Source organism: Rappaport israeli, from assembly GCF_001888055.1.
Taxonomy (GTDB): Bacteria; Pseudomonadota; Gammaproteobacteria; order Cardiobacteriales; family Cardiobacteriaceae; genus Rappaport; species Rappaport israeli.
Map to the genome: position 1 here is coordinate 70,866 of NZ_LXHZ01000027.1, position 13,255 is coordinate 84,120.

A 13,255-nucleotide genomic window follows, 5' to 3' on the forward strand; every position below is an offset into this window, starting at 1 on the left:
CGCGCCTAAGCTATTGAGTTTGGCGCGAAGGGGGGGAGGTGCTTTGGGTCGCGGGTGTAGCAAACATGCAGTCCTTGAAGAGGCGGTGTCATAGATTTTGTGCAAGGATTTTTGCAGTAACTCAGGGGCGCCTTGCTCAATGAGTTGGTCGGCGAGACGGTGTCCAAGTGCTTCGGCGTTATGCTGGTGGTCTTGTCCTTGAGCTTGGAGAATGGTTTTGCCATCAGGTGTGCCTAGGCGGGTCTGTAGATGAATGCGCTCACCTTCTAATGTGGCGTAGGCGGCAATAGGGACTTGGCAACTGCCTTGTAAGCGGGTATTGATGATGCGTTCAGTGCGTACGCATAAGGCGGTGGGGGCGTGGTTTAGTGTTTGTAGGAGGTTCAGAAGAGCGGGGTTGTCGTGGCGGCATTCAATGCCAATGGCGCCTTGTCCAATGGCTGGAAGAGAGGTTTTGGCTGGGAGAATTTGGCGGATGCGTTGAGCGAGGTTTAGGCGTTTGAGTCCTGCGCAGGCTAGTACGATGGCGTCATATTCCTGATGGTCTAGTTTGGCAAGACGTGTTTGTAGGTTGCCGCGTAGGTCGATGAGTTGGAGGTCGGGGCGCTGGGCGGCAAGGTTCATGCGTCGTCTTAGGCTACAAGTGCCGATGCGGGCGTTAAGCGGGAGCGTTTCTAGGCTGTCGTATTGGTTGCTTACTAGTGCATCAAGTGGGGTGTCGCGCTCTAAGATGGCGGCTAGGGTGAATTCTTGCGGGAGGTCAACGCCAACATCTTTCATGGAGTGAACGGCGATATCAGCTTTATCCTCAAGCATGGCAATTTCTAATTCCTTAATGAATAATCCTTTGCCACCAATTTTGGCAAGCGGTTGATTGAGAATTTTATCGCCTTGAGTGGTGATAGGGATGAGTTCAACGCTTAAATGAGGGTGGTGTTGGCGTAGTTGTTGTGCGACGTGTTCGGCTTGCCAAAGGGCAAGTTTGCTTTGCCGGGTGGCAATGCGGATGTGTTGCATAATTTATGTCCTAAATTTAGGCGAGAGGTTTATTGAGAGGGGTTGGTTGTGATAATTTAGGCGCAGATTCTATAGTTATTTTTCAATAAAGGGAAGAAAGGGAAGGTGGGTTATGTCGGATAAGGCGGTGGTTCAGGGGCAAACAAACAGCGCTTGGGGTGGGCGTTTTCAGGAGTCAACGGATGCTTTTGTGGCGGAGTTTACGGCGTCTGTGGGCTTTGATAAGCGCTTGGCTAAAGAGGATATCACTGGGTCATTGGCGCATGCTAAGATGTTGGTTAAACAGGGGATTTTAACAAATGAGGAGGGGGCGCTAATCGCGCAGGGGCTAGCAGAGATTATGCAAGAGATTGAGGCTGGGCGTTTTGAGTGGTCGGTTGCGCTTGAAGATGTGCATATGAATGTGGAAAAGCGTCTGACAGACAAAATTGGTGAGGCGGGGAAAAAGTTGCATACGGGGCGCTCGCGTAATGATCAGGTGGCAACTGATATTCGATTGTTTATGCGCGGGGCGATTGATGAGGTTTTAAAGGAAATAAAGCGCTTGCAGGGTGGGATTGTTGATTTGGCGGAGCGAGAATATGCCACAATCATGCCAGGGTTTACGCATTTGCAGGTGGCGCAACCGATTACTTTTGGATATCATTTGTTGGCGTGGTATGAGATGTTGGCGCGCGATGTGGGGCGCTTTGTTGATTGTCGCGCGCGTTTAAATGTATCGCCTTTGGGTGCGGCTGCGCTGGCTGGGACGACGTTTGCGATTGATAGGGAGTTTAGTGCGCAGGAATTGGGGTTTTCTGGGGTGTGTGAGAATTCATTGGATGCGGTTTCTGACCGTGATTTTGCGATTGAATTTTGTGCAGCGGCGGCGATTGTGTTAATGCATTTGTCGCGCTTTTCTGAGGAGTTGATTTTGTGGAATTCAGCAGCGTTTGGGTTTGTGGATTTACCTGACCGTTTTTGTACAGGCTCGTCGATTATGCCGCAAAAGAAAAATCCTGATGTGCCAGAGTTGGTGCGCGGAAAAACAGGTCGAGTATATGGGCATTTATTTGCGCTATTAACCCTGATGAAAAGTCAACCACTGGCATATAATAAGGATAATCAAGAAGATAAAGAACCGCTTTTTGATACGCTTGATACGTTGTTGCATTGTTTGCGCGCTTTTGCAGATATGATGCCTGCGCTTAAGGCAAACAAGGATAATATGCTAAGAGCGGCGGCGAAGGGGTTTTCAACAGCGACTGATTTGGCAGATTATTTGGTGCGTAAGGGGGTGGCGTTTCGTGATGCGCATGAGATTGTTGGGCGGAGTGTGCGTTTGGCAATTGAGGCGCAATGTGATTTGTCGGAGTTGGCGCTTGAACAGTTGCAAGCGGTTTCAACCGCTATTGAGGCGGATGTGTATGAATATTTAACGCTTGAAGGGTCGGTTAATGCGCGAAATCATCGAGGTGGTACAGCTCCTCAGCAGGTGTTAGCGCGTGCACAGGCGCTGAAGGCGAAATTAAGAGCGTAAATAGATTTTAACATTAGGAGATGAATATGAATCTTAAAAAATTATGTTTGCTTGTGGCAGTGAGCGCGGTGTTATCTGGTTGTGTAAATCCTAATAATGCGCAGGTACGCAATGCTGCTGGAGGTGCGGTAGTGGGAGCAGCGGCTGGCGTGTTGATTGGTGATAATAAAAAATCTGCAGCAACAGGCGCTGTAGTTGGGGGCTTAATCGGTAGTCAAATTCGCTAATTTTGATATAAGTCATGCGCGCCTACTGTGAAATTCAGTAGGCGTTTTTTTGAGGATTAAAATCTATTGCCAGTGGGTTTGTATGGTGTCCTGCAAATAGATGTTAAAACGTATTGAAAATGGCGCGATGCGTTGGTTAACAGAGAATTTAGTGCTCAGTGAGCCATTTTTTGAGGGTGTTGGCATCTACTGGGGCATAAGGTTGTGACCTTAACTCACTATTGAGTTGCATTCTAAATTTCACAAAATCTTTTTCATTATCAATCATTAAAAAGGGATTGCCATTAAATTGCGCCTCAAGCGTGGTGGTTTCTTCTACGCCGTAATCATGTCCGACCCAAATGTTGGTTTGTTCTGGTAGGCGTTTGATTTTTTGTAAACTGTGATAAAGTTTGTGTACGTCGCTGGTGTCTAAATCAGCGCGCCCACAGCCATAAACGAATAAAGTGTCGCCAGTGATTAAATCCCCTGATAGATGATAACAACAACTGCCAATCGTATGCCCTGGAGTGAGCATAACGCCAATGGCGGTTTGCCCAAGCAAAATTTCATCGCCATCTTGTAATAAGATGGCGTCTTTGGGGCAGTCTTGCCAATGTGGTTGCTCTAATTCGCTAATAAATACGTCAATATCAGGGTGTTGTCTTAAGATGTCATGCACGGCGTTGACATGGTCGTGATGGCTGTGGGTAAGTAAAATGAGGCTAAGAATTAAGCTTCATCTTCAATTACTTCTAAAATGCCTTCAGCGTCCCATGCTGGGTCAACTAGGGCGACATGATTGCTGCCCTTATCCACAATAATATGAATAAAATTGTCGTGGTCTTCAACTTTTAATTGAATAATTTCGTAATTCATAAAAACTCGCTTGGATGATTATTGATTGTGTTGCTTCATAACGCGTGATTTTTGTCTTTGCCAATCGCGCTCTTTTTTGCTCGCGCGTTTGTCATAAGATTTTTTACCCTTGGCAACGGCAAGATTGATTTTAACTCTACCATTTTTCCAATATAGATTGATAGGCGCTAGGGTGTAACCTTCACGCTCAACGGCACCAATTAAGCGATTAATTTCATAACGGTGTAGGAGTAATTTGCGCGTGCGCGCAGGGTCGGCAATGATATGGGTTGAGGCGGAGGCAAGCGGGGTGATATAAGCGCCAAAAAGGAATAATTCACCGTCTTTAATCAGGATATAGCTTTCTTTGATTTGCACGCGCCCTGCACGGAGGGCTTTAACTTCCCAACCCTCTAGCGCAATGCCTGCCTCATAATGGTCTTCTAAGAAATAATCATGAAAGGCCTTTCGGTTGGTGATGATGTTGTTATCGTGCGCGGGTTTTTTTTTGCTCATAGGTTTAGAATGGTTTAGAAGCCGTTTAAAATAGGCGATAGTTTAATAAAAGGACGTTATTGTGCCACAAATTTTCAAATCCAAAAAATTGTTCTATACGCCTAAGCAGATGTTTGACCTAGTGGCGGATATAGAATCCTACCCAGAATTCTTGCCGTGGTGCGCTAGAGCGCGATTAATCGAGCGCAACGAAAATGAAATTATTGGCTCTATTACTGCGCAAAAGGGTGGATTTAATAAATCTTTTACCACACGCAATCACTATGACTACCCAAATTGGATGTCCATCTCTTTGCTAGAAGGGCCTTTTAAGCATTTGCAAGGTCGATGGGAATTTAAATCTCTGCCAGAAGGAGGGTGTGAGGTCAGTTATCAAATGGATTTTTCTACTCCCTTTTTTTTAGCCCCTTTTTTAGCGCCTTTAATGGAGCATATGGGCAATACAATGGTAGATAGCTTTGCTAAGCGTGCTGATAGTGTCTATCAAGGTAAAATCAATGACGCGTAAAACCATTCATATTGAAGTCGCCTACGCTTTACCCGAACGGCAAAAGATTATTGCTTTGCAGGTTTATGAGGGCATTACGATTCAAGAGGCAGTCGCTCGCTCGGGGATTGTACGATTTTTCCCTGAACTCAAACTTGATGAAGCCAGTTTTGGTATTTTTAGTCAGGAGCAATCAAAAGATTATGTTTTAAGAGATGGGGATAGGATTGAGATTTATCGACCGCTAATAGCCGATGCAAAAGAAATGCGCCGCCAGCGGGCACGTAAATAAAACGATTAGCTGGCGACGGCGTTAAAATTATTGATTTGTAGTTTGTTCAACGAGGTCTTTATAAGCGCCATGATTAATCACATTAACATAGCCCATACTTTCTAGCACTTGTCGAGCTAATTCAGCGCGGCGTCCGCTGCGGCAATATAAGTGAATAGGAGTGCTTTTATCGGCTACAACTTGCTCGATTTGCTCACCAATTTCCTCGTGAGAAATATTAATGGCTTGTGGTAGATGCCCTTGCTCAAATTCCTCACTTGTGCGCACGTCAATCCAAACGCCGTTTTCAACCACTTCAGTTGCGCTTTCGTTTGGTGAAGTGGCTGTTTGAGCCTGTGCACTCAAACCTAAACCAAAAGCACAAGCAGTTAAAATAATAAGTTTTTTAAACATAACAACTCCTTTTTTAAGGTTTTAAGAAAATTGAGCAAACAAATCGTTAAGACTTTCGCTCATTGTGGGGTGGGTGAAAATATAGCTGGCTAGTTGTTGATGGGTAAGCCCTTGGCGAATGGCTAAATCCATAAAATTGATAAGCTCATGGGATTGAGCGCACAGTAATTGCACTCCCAATACTTTATCTGTTTTGTTATCAATCACTGCTTTTAATAGTCCATCTGTTTGCTCTAAAATTTTCGCCTTAGGAATGGCATTGGCTTGTAAAACAGCAGTTTTAACTTCATAACCTTGCTCTTTGGCGGTTTCTTCATTAAGCCCTGTAACAGATAAAGGCGGATTGGTAAATACGCTATAAGGGAAAGTGCGACCTTTTGTAGTATAGCTACCATCCCCTAAAAGCTGACTTTTAACGACACGATAATCATCCAGTGAGATATAAGTAAATTGTGCAGAACCAGCAACATCGCCCATAGCATAAATATGTTTTTGGCTGGTTTGTAAGCGCTCATTAACAACAATAGCGCCCTGCTTATCTGTTTCAATATTGGCTTTATCTAAATCCAATCCAGAAGTATTGGGCTGCGCCCTGCAGAGATTAACACCGCATCAGCTAGAAAGTCGCCTTCTTCGGTGTGAATGAGCGTTTGCCCGTCTTTTTCATCAAGAGATTGAATGCGCTGAGAAAATTTAAACTCAATGCCTTGGCGTTGCATGATTTCCAAAAGATTGTTAGCAATGGCGCGGTCTTCTCTGCCAATAAATGTATCAGAGACTTCTAGCACAGTAACTTTACTGCCAAATTGAGCGAACATGCTGGCAAACTCTAATCCAATATAGCCTCCACCAATAATCACTAATTGTTGAGGTTTTTCGGTTAGTTGCATAATGGAGGTGCTATCGTAAATATTAGGCGCGCTCTCAATGCCTTGAATATCAGGGCGGCGGTTGGTCGCACCCGTGTTGATATAAATATGCTCGGCTTGAATAATTTGTTCGCCTTCCTCGGTTTGTACAGCAACTTGATGAAAATCAATAAATCGTGCTTTGCCAGTGATGACAGTAGCGACTTTATCCACCATATCAAAATTAGCTTGATTAAGTTTCTCTATAAGAGAATTTTTCTGCGCAATTGCTTCATTGAGTGGGTGATTGCTTTCTGCCAAGAATTTAAGTTTTTTACTGGGAATGCAGCCAATGTTAATGCAAGTGCCACCATACATTTTTGCACTTTGCTCAACTAAAATGACGCTTTTACCAGCATTTGCAAGCGCTTTAGCAAGCGTTTTACCTGCTTTGCCAAAACCAATAATAAGGTGTTCAATTTGTGTTGGATTCATGAAAATAACCAATTAGATAAATTCAAAGAGCGCAGGATTCTATCATAAGGCGAAAGACTATTTGCATGAACAAAAATCCAATGTGAAAGCAGGAGATGATTGGGATGTTTTATAAACAAAAAAGTTAACAAATTGTTGTGACAATGATTTTATTTTTTATCCTGATTGGGTGTGTGGGTAGGCAGGATATTCTGCAAGAGGATTAAATTGTAAAGTGGGAGAAAGTGGTTATAATGTGGGAAAATTTTCTGGGCTGGTTTGTCTGTTATGTTCCGTGGTTTTTACACACTTTCACTTGATTCTAAGGGGCGTTTGTCTGTGCCTACGAAAGTGCGCGAGCAATTTGCAGAGCAAGAGCAGCAGGAATTTATTCTAACGCTGGATGTGGAGAATAATTTGTTGCTTTATACCTTGTCAGAATGGGAAATTACGGAAAAAAAGCTAATTAAATTATCGAGTTTGCATAAAGCGTCGCGCATGATTAAGCGGCGTCTGATGGCTTATTCCACAGATGTTTCTATAGATAATGCAGGGCGTTTGTTAATTCCTAGTGAGTTGCGCCAAAAACACAGATTGATAAGAAGGTGGTTTTTATTGGGATGGGTAATAAATTTGAGATTTGGGCACAGGAACGCTGGGATAAGGTAACTGAGGAAGATACTCAGGCGCTTTTAGAGCAGGGTGTGGATTTAGAGGGCGAGTTAGAGTTGTTGTCGCTATGAGTGTATCGGAGCATATTTCTGTTTTATTGCAAGAGTCTATTTCGGCGCTAGAGATTAAGCCTGAGGGTTGGTATTTGGACGGAACTTTTGGGCGCGGTGGGCATAGTCGTTTGATTTTAGATTCTTTGAATGAAAAAGGACGGTTATATGCGTTAGATAGAGATCCACAGGCGGCCACAAAGGCTGGCGAGATAGAGGATGCGCGCTTTTATTTTAAACAAACAGAATTTTCTAATATGGCGCATGCATTTCCAGAGGTGGGGCTGGGTTCTTTAGATGGTGTTTTGTTGGATTTAGGGGTGTCGTCTCCTCAGTTAGATGAAGCAGAACGTGGGTTTTCTTTTTCTAAGCTTGGACCTTTGGATATGCGAATGAATCCTGAAAATGGGTTAAGCGCTAGGCAATGGTTGTTGCAGACAGATGAAGCAACGCTGATGCGTGCAATTCGTGATTTAGGCGGTGAGCCTCATACGATAGCAAGGCGTATTGCGCGCGCCATTATGGCGGTTAGAGAGCAATTGCAGACGACGCTTGATTTGGCGAGAGTGGTGCAAGAGGCAATGCCTAAAAAATTACAAAAATCAGGCTATCATCCAGCAACGCAGACATTTCAAGCGATTCGGATGATGGTTAATGATGAGGTGGGGGAGATAGAGCGCGCTCTGAGCGCGGCGACAAATTTATTAAAATCTAACGGGATTTTGGCGGTGATTACTTTTCATGGTGTGGAAGATGCGCTAACAAAGCGTTTTATTCGCGCGCAAGAGGGGGAGATGTTGCCCGCTGAGATTCCAGTGGCACAGGGGCGACGAAATGCGGTATTGCGTTTGGTTAATCCTGTCATTAAACCATCAGCTCAGGCGGTGGCGGACAATCCAAGATGTAGAAGTGCTCGATTAAGGAAGGCGGTAAAATTATGAAGGGGATAGTATGAAATTTATGGTCGTGATATTTATGGCGCTGTTTGTAACTTTAGGGTATTTGGGGGTGAAAACGGTGCAATACAGTCAAAAACAAAGTGAGATGGTTGATGCTGTGCAAGCGCTTAAAAAAGAACGCGATAAAATCAATGCTGAATGGACGCAGTTGTTGTTAGAGCAAAAAATGTTAGCAGATGATGCGGTAATTAATCGCGCGATTCGTGAGGGCTTGGATATGCATTTGCCACAGTCGACTCAGGTGGTGTATTTGAATTAAGTGCGGTAGAGATTATGTCTAGATCAGCTTCACGCTACGGCGCTAGCGCACGGCGTAATGTAGTGATGGGAGTATTGGCAATTTTGGGATTACTGCTGATGGCGCGATTGTTGTATTTGCAAATATACAGCGGTGCGTTCTTGCTTGAAGAAGGGTATAACCGCTCGCTTAGGGTGTTTAAAGAAGATGCGCTTAGAGGGATGATTTTAGACCGCGAAGGGGAGCCGTTGGCTATTTCAACGCCTATTTCTTCGGTTGTGGTTGACCCGAAGGTGTTTTGGTCAACTTTAAGAGGGGATTTTGATAGGCAGCGTGAACGGTGTTTAAGTGATGCGGTACAGGAGTCGTATTGCCAGTGGATTAATAGCCCTGATTTAAATGAAGAGGTTGCGCTGGTGCGCTATCAGTATTTACGTTTAGAGCCTATGGCGCAGTTGTTGAATCTCTCAGTAGATGAGTTGTATCGCACTTTAGAAGAGCGGCAGAAAAGGCGCTTTTATTATTTAAAACGACAGTTGCCGCCAGGGTTGGTGAATGAGGTGGTGGCGTTGAATTTGCCCGGGGTGAGTGGCGAGAGTACCTACCAGCGATTTTATCCCTCTGGGGAGGTGTTGGGGCAAATTATTGGCTTTACCGATATTGAAGACCAAGGGCAAGAAGGGGTGGAGTTGGCATTTAATAGTTGGTTGGCAGGACAACCTGGGCGTGTTCGGTATCTGCAGGGTAAAAATAAAAATACCATCGAGGTGGTTGAGGAGGAGGTGCCAGCTTCGCCAGGTGCGCCTTTGCAATTGAGCGTGGATAAGCGTATTCAATATATTACGCATCAAGTGATGAGTGATGCAATGGCAGAATTTCAGGCGGATTCAGTGTCGGCGGTGGTGGTAGAGGTGAAACGGGGGAGGTGTTGGCAATGGTGTCTCTGCCTGATGGTAATCCTAATAATAGCGCTGAGCGCATTCCTGAGTTGATGAAAAATCGTGTGATTACAGATGTGTTTGAGCCAGGTTCGACGATTAAACCAATTGTTATGGCAGCGGCGCTTGATGCGGGCGTGATTACGGAGAAAACTGTTTTTCCTACGCGAGGGAATTATTATATTGGGCGCAATGTGGTGCGCGATACTAAAAACTACGGCACGCTAGACAGTATTGGGGTGATTCGCAAGTCCTCAAATGTGGGAATGGCGATGATTTCTCAGCGTTTGCCGCGTGAAAAATATCAGTCGTTTATGCAATCAATTGGATTTGGGCGGTTGTCGGGTATTGAGTTTCCTGGTGAGCAGCGTGGGATTATGCACAATCCAAAAAATCTTGGGGATTTTGCGTATGCAACGACGAGTTTTGGCTATGGCATTTCGGTAACGGCTTTGCAGTTGGTGCATGCCTATGCCGCGCTGGCTAATGATGGAGTGCAAGTGCCGTTGACTTTATTAAAGCGTCAGAAAGCTGAGGCGGGTCGGCGGATTATGAGTGAGCAAACGGCGTTGAGTGTGCGCAAGATGCTTAAAGAAGCGGTGTCCAATCAAGGCACAGGGCGTAGAAGTAATACTGAAAATTATACGGTTGCTGGAAAAACAGGAACATCGCACAAAATTATTGATGGGCGTTATGCAAAAAATCGTTATCGTAGTGTGTTTGCAGGTTATGCACCTGCGGATAATCCAAAAATTGCGGTGGTTGTGGTGGTGGATGACCCTAAAAGGGGGGGATATTATGGGGGTGTGGTGGCAGCGCCTTCTTTTGCCAAAATTACTGAATGGTCTTTGAAAATGCTTGGCGTTTTGCCTGATAAAATTGGTCAATCGGGGCATATTGAGCTTGATATTGACCAAGAGGTTTTCGCAAGTGAAGCCAATGAGCTGGAGGCAATTCCTGATGCGCCTATCTGAATTATTAGATGGATTGTTAACGTTAGATGATAATAATGCGCGCGTTGAGGTAAAGCGTCTAACTTTAGATACGCGAGAATTAGATGCGCAGACACTTTTTTTAGCAACGCAGGGGTTACATCATCATGCGTTGGCATTTTTAACCTCACAGCATCAATATGCGCAAGTACTTTATCAAACGCCTTATGCCGATGCGCAAGAGAGCTGGCTGGGGTTTGCGCATTTAAATGAATGTGTTAGCGAAATTGCGGCGCGCTTTTATGGGCGACCAAGCGAAAAAATGACGCTGGTGGGGATTACAGGCACAGATGGCAAGTCGTCTTTGGTGTATTTATTAGCTCAAGCGCTGGATTGCGCGATGATGGGAACTATTGGGATGGGTAAGCTACAAGCTTTAAAACCCAGTTCGCATACCACTATTGATGCACTGGCGCTACAAAAACAATTGGCGCAGTTTTACGCGCAAGGGATTGAGACAGTGGCGCTGGAGATTTCATCGCATGCCTTAACGCAATATCGCGTGGCGGATGTGGCGATAAAAGTGGCGTTGTTTTCCAATTTAAGTCGCGACCATTTGGATTATCATGCCTCTATGGAGGATTATTTTCTTGCTAAGGCTAGTTTGTTTGCGCGCCCTATTGCGCATGCGGTGATTAATATTGATGATGCTTATGGGCGACGATTATTAGATGAGGGGCGAGTGTTTGTACAAGCTAAGGTGTGGGCGGTGAGCAGTCAAACACCCTATCAAGTGCGTCCTGAGCGCGCACAGCATACGCTTTGGGCAGAGAATATCGTTTTGCATGCATCGGGCTTGCGTTTTGATTTGGTTTTAGATGGTGTAGGGCGAAAAAGGGTGGAGAGTGCGCTATTGGCGCGTTTTAATGTAGATAATTTATTAAATGTAGCGGCGACGTTGTTGGCGCTGGGGCATTCGTTGGAGGCGGTGGTTGAGCGGTTGGCAAGCTTGCGCGGTGTGCCAGGTCGGGTGGAATGTTTGCCATTGCCCAATGGGGCGAAGGCGTTGGTAGATTATGCGCATACGCCTGCTGCCTTGCAGGGAGTATTGACAGGGGTTCGCGCTCATGTGCAGGGGCGGTTGTGGGTAATATTTGGTTGTGGGGGCGACCGCGATAAGGGCAAACGTGCGTTGATGGCGGCGGCGGCGGAGCGTTTTGCTGATGCAGTGGTAATTACAGATGATAATCCACGCACAGAAGACCCAATGGCGATTGTTTCAGAGATTATGCGTGGGTTTGAGTGTCCTGAAGCGGTGCAAGTGGTGCGCCCAAGGCAGGAGGCAATAGCCTTTGTATTGGCGCATTTATCGCCTAAGGATGCGGTGGTGATTGCAGGTAAGGGGCATGAGAACTATCAGATTATTGGACAGACGACGTTTGCTTATTCTGATCAAGCGGTGGTGAGGCAGTGGTGTGAGGGGCAAGATGACTGATTGGGCAACGTATTGGACGGCGCAGGCGGTGGTTGAGGCGACGAGAGGGCGTTTGTTTGGTGAGGCATTTTGCGCAAAACGAGTGATAACAGATAGTCGAGCGGTGCAGGCAGGAGATTTATTTGTAGCGCTCAATGGGGAGAATTTTCAAGGGGTGAGATTTGTGGAGCAGGCGCGCGCACGGGGGGCGGTGGCTGTGGTGGTAGAGCATTATCAAGCTGATTGTGCGCTGTCTCAGGTGGTGGTTGAGGATACGCTTTTGGCTTTGGGTCAGCTGGCGCATGCAAGACGGATGCAATCGACAGCAAAAGTGCTGGCTATCACGGGGACGAATGGTAAGACGTCTAGCAAAGAGATGCTAAAGGCGATTTTGAGCGCAAAAGGACAAACGCTTGCCACGCAAGGGAATTTTAATAATGCGGTGGGAATGCCGTTGACTTTGTTGCAATTAACACCTGCGCATGAATTTGTAGTGGTGGAGATGGGGGCAAATCATGCAGGGGAAATTGCCTATTTATGCGATTTGGCACGTCCTGAGGCGGTGGCGGTAACCAATGTTTCAGAAGCGCATTTGGCTGGGTTTGGCGATTATGAAGCGGTGGTGCGTGCAAAAGAGGAAATTTATGCGCACAGCGCAGGCGTTATGGTGGTGAACTTAGATTTGCCGTGTGCGCCGCGGTGGTTGGAGCGCTTTTCTGGGCGCGAGGTGGTGCGTTTTTCTTTGCAGGAGAAGGCGGAGATTTATGCCAGTGAAATTCAAGACAATGGGCGTGTGTTTACGTTGTGGGTTAATGGTGTGCCTTTTGCTGTGCAATGGCAGTTAGAGGGTGTGCATAACATAAGCAATGCGTTGACGGCGTGCGCGCTAGCGTATGCGGTAGGCGTTTTAGGAGAGAAAATGGCACAGGCGCTATCGGGTTTAACGCTCAAGCAGGCGCGCTTAAGTGCTTATGAATTTGGGGTGCATCGGGTCTATGACGATACTTACAATGCCAATCCTGCGTCTTTTAAAGCAGGGATTGAGGTGATTAAAACAGCAAAGAATGCGCTGGTTATTGCTGGAGATATGGGGGAGCTTGGGGAGCATGCCGCTTATTTGCATGCGCAAGTGGGGGCATATGCGCGTGAGTGTGGTGTGGCGGGGTTTTGGTGCGTGGGCGCATTTGCAAAAGATTATGGGCGTGGGTTTGGTGAGAAGGCGTGCGAGTTTGCCAATCAGCAGGATTTGGCGGTGGCGTTAGCGCAATTATTGCAACACCAACAGCCTTATACGGTGTTGGTGAAAGGTTCGCGCAGTGCGAAGATGGAGCGGGTGCTGGCGTTGGCGGGCTTGGATTTTTCTGATAAGGCGGGGGAGTAGA

The 13,255-nt window shown here is 46.1% G+C and carries 16 protein-coding genes and 2 pseudogenes; 12 read left to right on the top strand and 6 right to left on the bottom strand.

Features of this window, described 5'->3' with window-relative positions; all coding sequences use genetic code 11:
* Window positions 1–111: 111 nt before the first annotated feature.
* Window positions 112–1,017 (bottom strand): annotated as a pseudogene (gene hemC, locus A5N84_RS12965) (hydroxymethylbilane synthase); the annotation flags it as partial.
* 112 nt (window positions 1,018–1,129) lie between these two features.
* On the opposite strand from hemC, the gene argH reads away from it, so the two are divergent.
* Both argH and A5N84_RS08795 read left to right on the top strand, forming a co-directional pair.
* The gene (gene argH, locus A5N84_RS08790) at window positions 1,130–2,536 is read left to right on the top strand and encodes an argininosuccinate lyase (RefSeq protein WP_072282075.1); all 1,407 of its coding nucleotides are present in this window, start codon (window positions 1,130–1,132) and stop codon (window positions 2,534–2,536) included.
* 26 nt (window positions 2,537–2,562) lie between these two features.
* Window positions 2,563–2,763 (top strand): YMGG-like glycine zipper-containing protein, encoded by a 201-nt coding sequence (locus tag A5N84_RS08795; RefSeq protein WP_078055688.1) that lies wholly within the window; start codon window positions 2,563–2,565, stop codon window positions 2,761–2,763.
* 148 nt (window positions 2,764–2,911) lie between these two features.
* Here A5N84_RS08795 and A5N84_RS08800 read toward each other — a convergent pair whose 3' ends face one another.
* From A5N84_RS08800 to smpB, 3 genes are read right to left on the bottom strand one after another with little or no spacing between them, the layout of a single operon-like run.
* Window positions 2,912–3,424, bottom strand: a complete 513-nt coding sequence (locus A5N84_RS08800) for an MBL fold metallo-hydrolase (protein ID WP_233120081.1) — start codon at window positions 3,422–3,424, stop codon at window positions 2,912–2,914.
* A gap of 50 nt (window positions 3,425–3,474) precedes the next feature.
* Window positions 3,475–3,621, bottom strand: coding sequence for an MBL fold metallo-hydrolase (locus A5N84_RS12185; RefSeq protein ID WP_233120082.1), 147 nt, complete (start codon window positions 3,619–3,621; stop codon window positions 3,475–3,477).
* An 18-nt stretch (window positions 3,622–3,639) separates the two neighbouring features.
* Complete coding sequence (gene smpB, locus A5N84_RS08805; RefSeq protein ID WP_072282077.1) at window positions 3,640–4,116, bottom strand: SsrA-binding protein SmpB; 477 nt, start codon at window positions 4,114–4,116, stop codon at window positions 3,640–3,642.
* Window positions 4,117–4,177: 61 nt separating this feature from the next.
* Here smpB and A5N84_RS08810 point away from each other — a divergent pair, with 61 nt between their 5' ends.
* Window positions 4,178–4,624 carry a type II toxin-antitoxin system RatA family toxin gene (locus A5N84_RS08810; RefSeq protein WP_233120083.1) on the top strand — a complete coding sequence of 149 codons (447 nt, stop codon included), beginning with the start codon at window positions 4,178–4,180 and terminating at the stop codon, window positions 4,622–4,624.
* Window positions 4,614–4,895: an RnfH family protein gene (locus A5N84_RS08815; RefSeq protein WP_072282078.1), complete on the top strand. Its 282-nt coding sequence runs from the start codon at window positions 4,614–4,616 to the stop codon at window positions 4,893–4,895. Before A5N84_RS08810 ends, A5N84_RS08815 begins: the two co-directional genes overlap by 11 nt.
* A 27-nt stretch (window positions 4,896–4,922) precedes the next feature.
* Here the strand turns inward: A5N84_RS08815 and A5N84_RS08820 are convergent, their stop codons facing one another.
* Window positions 4,923–5,288, bottom strand: coding sequence for a rhodanese-like domain-containing protein (locus A5N84_RS08820; protein WP_072282079.1), 366 nt, complete (start codon window positions 5,286–5,288; stop codon window positions 4,923–4,925).
* 21 nt (window positions 5,289–5,309) lie between these two features.
* Window positions 5,310–6,631, bottom strand: a pseudogene (locus A5N84_RS13560) (FAD-dependent oxidoreductase).
* A gap of 267 nt (window positions 6,632–6,898) precedes the next feature.
* Between A5N84_RS13560 and A5N84_RS08830 the strand changes: the two are divergent.
* From A5N84_RS08830 to A5N84_RS08855, 8 genes are read left to right on the top strand one after another with little or no spacing between them, the layout of a single operon-like run.
* Complete coding sequence (locus tag A5N84_RS08830) at window positions 6,899–7,279, top strand: division/cell wall cluster transcriptional repressor MraZ (RefSeq protein WP_233120086.1); 381 nt, start codon at window positions 6,899–6,901, stop codon at window positions 7,277–7,279.
* Window positions 7,231–7,353 (top strand): hypothetical protein, encoded by a 123-nt coding sequence (locus tag A5N84_RS12200; protein ID WP_233120087.1) that lies wholly within the window; start codon window positions 7,231–7,233, stop codon window positions 7,351–7,353. The genes A5N84_RS08830 and A5N84_RS12200 overlap by 49 nt, the downstream gene beginning before the upstream one ends.
* Entirely contained in the window at window positions 7,350–8,273 is a 924-nt protein-coding gene (gene rsmH, locus A5N84_RS08835) for a 16S rRNA (cytosine(1402)-N(4))-methyltransferase RsmH (protein ID WP_072282080.1), read from the top strand. Before A5N84_RS12200 ends, rsmH begins: the two co-directional genes overlap by 4 nt.
* A gap of 10 nt (window positions 8,274–8,283) precedes the next feature.
* The gene (gene ftsL, locus A5N84_RS08840; protein WP_072282081.1) at window positions 8,284–8,550 is read left to right on the top strand and encodes a cell division protein FtsL; all 267 of its coding nucleotides are present in this window, start codon (window positions 8,284–8,286) and stop codon (window positions 8,548–8,550) included.
* 14 nt (window positions 8,551–8,564) lie between these two features.
* Window positions 8,565–9,521: a penicillin-binding protein 2 gene (locus A5N84_RS12205; protein ID WP_233120088.1), complete on the top strand. Its 957-nt coding sequence runs from the start codon at window positions 8,565–8,567 to the stop codon at window positions 9,519–9,521.
* Complete coding sequence (locus A5N84_RS12210) at window positions 9,464–10,441, top strand: peptidoglycan D,D-transpeptidase FtsI family protein (RefSeq protein ID WP_233120099.1); 978 nt, start codon at window positions 9,464–9,466, stop codon at window positions 10,439–10,441. The genes A5N84_RS12205 and A5N84_RS12210 overlap by 58 nt, the downstream gene beginning before the upstream one ends.
* Complete coding sequence (locus A5N84_RS08850) at window positions 10,428–11,894, top strand: UDP-N-acetylmuramoyl-L-alanyl-D-glutamate--2,6-diaminopimelate ligase (RefSeq protein WP_078055689.1); 1,467 nt, start codon at window positions 10,428–10,430, stop codon at window positions 11,892–11,894. Before A5N84_RS12210 ends, A5N84_RS08850 begins: the two co-directional genes overlap by 14 nt.
* Window positions 11,887–13,254: a UDP-N-acetylmuramoyl-tripeptide--D-alanyl-D-alanine ligase gene (locus tag A5N84_RS08855; protein ID WP_072282082.1), complete on the top strand. Its 1,368-nt coding sequence runs from the start codon at window positions 11,887–11,889 to the stop codon at window positions 13,252–13,254. Before A5N84_RS08850 ends, A5N84_RS08855 begins: the two co-directional genes overlap by 8 nt.
* Window position 13,255 lies beyond the last annotated feature (1 nt).